The sequence below is a fragment of the Roseateles sp. genome (assembly GCF_052436255.1).
In the GTDB taxonomy this organism is placed as follows: domain Bacteria; phylum Pseudomonadota; class Gammaproteobacteria; order Burkholderiales; family Burkholderiaceae_C; genus Pelomonas.
Genome location: NZ_JBQVNP010000232.1, coordinates 1 through 5167, shown reverse-complemented (window position 1 = coordinate 5167; position 5167 = coordinate 1). Strand labels below are relative to the sequence as shown.

At 71.0% G+C, this 5167-nt stretch carries 6 protein-coding genes; 4 read left to right on the top strand and 2 right to left on the bottom strand.

Going from position 1 to position 5167, the window contains the following annotated elements; translation table 11 throughout:
• The 3 genes from ACT6S0_RS26355 to ACT6S0_RS26345 all read left to right on the top strand — a co-directional run.
• The coding region (locus ACT6S0_RS26355; protein WP_444766696.1) for a Do family serine endopeptidase at nucleotides 1-1318 on the top strand (1318 nt) is incomplete at its 5' end.
• A gap of 64 nt (nucleotides 1319-1382) precedes the next feature.
• Nucleotides 1383-2138 (top strand): alpha/beta fold hydrolase, encoded by a 756-nt coding sequence (locus ACT6S0_RS26350; RefSeq protein ID WP_444766695.1) that lies wholly within the window; start codon nucleotides 1383-1385, stop codon nucleotides 2136-2138.
• 4 nt (nucleotides 2139-2142) lie between these two features.
• Entirely contained in the window at nucleotides 2143-2988 is an 846-nt protein-coding gene (locus ACT6S0_RS26345; protein ID WP_444766694.1) for a hypothetical protein, read from the top strand.
• Between the two features lie 17 nt (nucleotides 2989-3005).
• Here the strand turns inward: ACT6S0_RS26345 and ACT6S0_RS26340 are convergent, their stop codons facing one another.
• Together ACT6S0_RS26340 and ACT6S0_RS26335 are read right to left on the bottom strand one after the other, a co-directional pair.
• A complete protein-coding gene (locus ACT6S0_RS26340; protein WP_444766693.1) occupies nucleotides 3006-3620 on the bottom strand; it encodes a glutathione S-transferase family protein in 615 nt (204 codons plus the stop codon).
• A gap of 166 nt (nucleotides 3621-3786) precedes the next feature.
• Nucleotides 3787-4542 carry a class II aldolase/adducin family protein gene (locus tag ACT6S0_RS26335; RefSeq protein ID WP_444766692.1) on the bottom strand — a complete coding sequence of 252 codons (756 nt, stop codon included), beginning with the start codon at nucleotides 4540-4542 and terminating at the stop codon, nucleotides 3787-3789.
• A 77-nt stretch (nucleotides 4543-4619) separates the two neighbouring features.
• On the opposite strand from ACT6S0_RS26335, the gene ACT6S0_RS26330 reads away from it, so the two are divergent.
• Nucleotides 4620-5015 carry an SDR family NAD(P)-dependent oxidoreductase gene (locus ACT6S0_RS26330; RefSeq protein WP_444766691.1) on the top strand — a complete coding sequence of 132 codons (396 nt, stop codon included), beginning with the start codon at nucleotides 4620-4622 and terminating at the stop codon, nucleotides 5013-5015.
• The last annotated feature ends 152 nt before the right edge of the window (nucleotides 5016-5167 follow it).

Sequence of the window (5167 nt, the reverse complement as noted above, 5' to 3'; positions counted from 1 at the left end):
GCCACCCGCCCAAGTGCCCAACTACCGCGCCATCGTGCAGACGCAGGGCCCGGCCGTCGTCGGCATCACCGTGGCCGGCCTGCACAAGGCCAGCGGTCCGGACAGCGCCGCCATGCCGGGGCTGGAGAACGACCCCTTCCTGCAGTTCTTCCGCGGCGTGCCGGGCCTGCGCATGCAGCCGCGCGGGCCGCAGCCCTTCCGCGGCCAGGGCTCGGGCTTCATCATCAGCCCCGACGGCCTGGTGCTGACCAATGCCCACGTCGTGCGCGACGCCAAGCAGGTCACCGTCAAGCTCAGCGACCGCCGCGAGTTCCAGGCCCAGGTGCTGGGCAGCGACCCGGCGACCGACATCGCCGTGCTCAAGCTCGCCGACGCCAAGGGCCTGCCCACCGTGCAGCTGGGCGATGCGCGCCAGGTGCAGGTCGGCGACTATGTACTGGCCATCGGCGCACCCTATGGCTTCGAGCAGACGGCCACGCAGGGCATCGTCAGCGCCAAGGGCCGCTCGCTGCCGGGCGATACCAGCGTCGTGCCCTTCATCCAGACCGATGCGGCCGTCAACCCCGGCAACTCGGGCGGCCCGCTGTTCGACGCCTCGGGCCGCGTGGTCGGCGTGAACGCGCAGATCTTTTCGCAAAGCGGCGGTTTCCAGGGCCTGGCCTTCTCCATTCCCATCGACGTGGCGCTGAAGATCAAGGACCAGATCGTCGCCCACGGCAAGGTGGAGCATGCGCGCCTGGGCGTCACCTTGCAGGACCTGTCGGCGCCGCTGGCCGCGTCCTTCGGCCTGAACGCGCCCGATGGCGCATTGGTGGCCAGCGTGCAGCCCGGCAGCGCTGCCGCCAAGGCGGGGCTGAAGGCGGGCGACGTCATCACCTCGGTCGACGGCGAGCCGGTGCGCGTGGCCGGCGATGTGTCCAGCCGTGTGGGGCTGGCACGGCCGGGCGACAAGCTCAAGCTGGAGATCTGGCGCGACAAGACGCGCATCAGCGAGACGGTGGCGCTGGGCCGTGCCGACAAGGACGTGCAGGAGGCCAGCACCGCACCCGAGGGCGGCCAGCTGGGACTGGCGCTGCGGCCGCTGGAACGCCAGGAGCTGCGCGGCTCGGGGCTGGACCATGGCCTGCTGATCGAACGCGTCACCGGCCCGGCGCAGCTGGCCGGCGTGCAGCCGGGCGATGTGCTGCTGGCACTCAACGGCAAGCCGGTGCAGAACATCGACGAGGTGCGCGCCGCGATGAAGGAGAGCCCCAAGCAGGTGGCCCTGCTGGTGTCGCGCGGCGGTCAGCAGATCTTTGTTCCCGTGAGGCTGGGCTGATGACATAACGGCGCGACAAAGCTCCAGCAGAATGGCGGGCCCACCACAGCCCGCTGTTCTTTTCATGTCACCGCTGCCCGCCTCGCGTGTCGTCGATGTCGATGGCCGTGCCGTCGAACTGCTGCTGGCCGGCCAGGGTGGGCCGACCGTGGTGCTGATCAACGGCTCGGGCGGGCCGCTGACGGGTTGGATGCGTGTGTTTGCCGGCATCGCCGCGCAGACGACCACGCTGGCCTACAACCGCCCCGGCGTGGGCCGCAGCGCCAAGCCCACCGAGCCGCAGACGGCCGGCGCGATGACGGCGGACCTGCACCGCCTGCTCGCGGCGCTCGACCTGGCGCCACCCTATGTCTTGGTCGGCCATTCCTTCGGCGGGCTGATCGCCAACCTGTTTGCACGCCGGCACCCGGGCGAAGTCGCCGGTGTCGTGCTGCTGGAGGCCTCGGCGCCCGAGGACCTGACCGCGCTGAAGGCGCACGAGAACGCGCTGCAGAAGGGTCTGGCCTGGCTGATGAACCGCGTGGCGCCGTTGCACCCGCACCACGAGACGCGCCACACCGAACGCTCCGCCGCCGAGCTGGCCGCGGCGCCGCCCTTCCCGGCCGTGCCGCTGCGCGTCGTCACCGGAACCCAGCCGGCCATGGCCTGGGCCACCAGGCCCGAGTTGCTGGCCGCGCGCGCAGCCCACCAGCGCGGCCTGGTGGCGCTGTCGCCGCTGGGCCGCCAGGTGCTGGCAGAGAGGAGCGGGCACTTCCCGCAGTTCAGCGAGCCGGCGCTTGTCGTGGCGACCGTGCGCGAGCTGCTCGCCATGCGGGGCTGACGTGATGCCCGCCCGCTGGGTGCTTGCCGCCGTCCTCGCGTTGGCCCTGGCAGGCGCATGGCGCTGGCTGGCCGATGTGCCGGCACCGCTGCCCGCGCCAAGCGCTCCCCTGCCGCTGCCACTGCCCTCGCCAACCCCCGTCAGCCTCCCCGGCACGGCCGCATCCGGCACCGCAACCGCGCCGGCAGCAGCGCCGCCCCGGGTCACCCGGTCGCTCGCGTCGGCACCGCGCATCGGCTCGGAAGGCTATGGCCCGCACATCGAGCGCGCCCTGGCGGGAACGGATGCCGCGGCGGCCTGGGAAGCGGCGCAGTGGCTGCGCAGCTGCGACGAGACCGAGCCTCGCCGCCACAGCTTTGAGCAAATGCGCAATCTGGGCGTATCGCCGGAAATGATGACCCAGCTGATGCAGGAGGCCGATGCCGAGGGCCGGCGCTGCCAGACCGTCACGGCCCAGCACCGCGCGTTGCTGCCCGAGCTGGCGCTGCGATCGATGCGCGCAGGCCTGCCGGAAGCCGCCTCGGTGGTTGCGGGCGCCATCCAGCCCCAGGCCCTGGCGCCGGCGCTGCGCGAGGAGGTGGCGTCCGCGCTACGGCGCGACGCCGAGGCCGGCCACCCCGGCAGCCTGCTAGGGGCCCTGACGACATCCGTCGCCTGGGGCCTCAGCCAAACTGAGAAGCTGGGTTACATGGTCGCCTATGGCGAGATGGCCGGCGCCCACGGCCAGGCGGTGGTGGAGGCGCTGGTGAAGCACCACGGCATCCTGACGGCAGTGCCGACGCCCCAGCAGCATGCCGCCGCCAAGCAGGCCGGCCAGCAGATCATCGACCGGGCGCGCACGCAGCCCTGAGACGGGGTGAGGTCAGGTCAAGGCATGCCGTTGCCGACGAATTCGGCAAAGCCCGGCCGCGCGCCAAGGCGCTGCATCCAGGCGTCGACAGCCGGCAGATCGAGGCGCGTGATCGGCGCGTTCTTCCAGCGCTGGGCCGACAGTCCGAGCACGATGTCAGCCAGCGTGAAGTCCTCGCCGGTCACATGGGCGCCGGTCCTGGCCAGCTGCGCGTCCAGCATGCCCATGTGACGGTTCCAGCTCGCCACGCCGGCCTCAATGGCTTCGGGTGTGGCCGGCTGGCCGCGCACCAGCGCCATGAAGGCCACGCGCCAGCTGTTGTTCAGCTCGCCGGCCTGCCAGTCCATCCACTGCTCGACCGTGGCGCGCAGCTGGGGCTGGGTCGGCAGCAGCTCGGTCGCATAGAGCTTGGTGGCCAGGTAGCGGCAGATGGTGTTGCTCTCCCACAGCACGAAGTCGCCGTCGATGAGGACGGGGATCAGGCCGTTGGGATTCATCGTCAGGTAGCCGGCTTCCTGCGGGGAGCGGAAGCCGGCGCCCCAGTCTTCGCGCTCGAGCGACAGGTCGAGTTGCGCGGCGGTCCACATGACTTTGCGGACGTTGATGGAGGTGAGGCGGCCGAGGAGTTTCATGGCCGCCAGTGTGTCAGCTGGACCGCTTCAGCCACATCCCGAACAGCAAACCCGTCACATACATGCTGACCAAGTACAACGCGGCCGGCAGCGCGACCGGGAACTGCTGCAGCACGCCCAGGGCCAGGTAGAGCGCCAGCGTGGAGTTGTGGCAGCGGTCATGGCGTCAATCTCTGTGGTTACTGCCAACGCGGTCCAGCTTGCGCAGCAGGGCCGGCCAGACGAAGGCCCCACCCAGGCCACCGGTCTGAACCCGCATGGCCTCGGCGGTGCCGCGCAGGATGGCGGGGTCCACCTGCGTCAGCGCCCCGCTGCCGCTCTGCGCGGCGAGCTGGATGCGGCAGGTGGCTTCGAAGGTGTGCATGGCCAGGAAGGCGTCCGCCACACAAGCGCCGACCGTCAGCAGGCCGTGGTTCTTCAGCAGCAGGAAGGTGTTGCTGCCGAGATCGGCCTGCAGGCGCGGGCCCTCGTCGGGGCGGAAGGCCACGCCCTCGTAGACATGGCTGCCCAGCGACGCCAGCACGAAGGTCGACTGCTGCGAGATGGGCAGCACGCCGCCTGCCTGGGCGCTGACGGCCACGCCGGCGGTGGTGTGGGTGTGCAGCACACATTGCACGTCCGCTCGTGCCGCATGCACGGCGCTGTGGATGACGAAGCCGGCCGGGTTGACCGGGTGGGGCGTGTCGATGAGCTTGCGGCATTGCGCGTCGACCTTGACCAGGTTGCTGGCCGTGATCTCGTCGAACATCAGGCCATAGGGGTTGATCAGGAAGTGGTGCTCGGGGCCGGGCACGCGGGCGCTGATGTGGGTGAAGACGAGGTCGTCCCAGCCCATCAGCGCCACCAGGCGGTAACAGGCGGCGAGGTCCTGGCGCAGCGCCCATTCGTCGGCGGATACCTGGTTGCGCACGGCATGGCTCATTCGTGTCTCCGGTGGTGGTGGCGCGATTGGGGCATGCCTGGGGCGCCCGCACTGTCGGAAACCGGACAAATCAGGGGATGTCCCAGTCGACGGGCTCCATCGCCGGCCTGCTGCCCGGCTCCCTCCAGGCCGTCTACAACGCCAGCAAGGCTTTCATCGACTCTTTCTGCTGCGCGCTGCGGGACGAACTCATGGACAGCGGCATCACCGTGACCTGCCTGATGCCGGGCCCGACCGATACGCACTTCTTCGCGCGCGCCGACATGACCGACACCAAGGTCGGCACCGACGACCAGAAGGCAGACCCCGCGGACGTCGCCAAGGCCGGCTACGAGGCCATGAAGGACGGCGAGAGCGACGTGGTGGCCGGCTGGAAGAACAAGCTGCAGGCGATCCTGGCCAACCTGACGCCGGCCGAGCTGCTGGCGGCCCAGCACCGCAGGATGGCCGAGCCGGGCAGCGCCGGGCGCTGAGCCCGCGCGGCCCGCATCAGCGCCACGTCATCAGAAGGACGTCCACGCGCCTTGCGCGCCTGCAAGCACCGGCCCGGCAGCGGCCGGCGCTGTCGGGCGCACCTTGCGCGGCTCGGCGAAGTGGGGCGCCGGGGCGGCCACCCGCGCCGGCG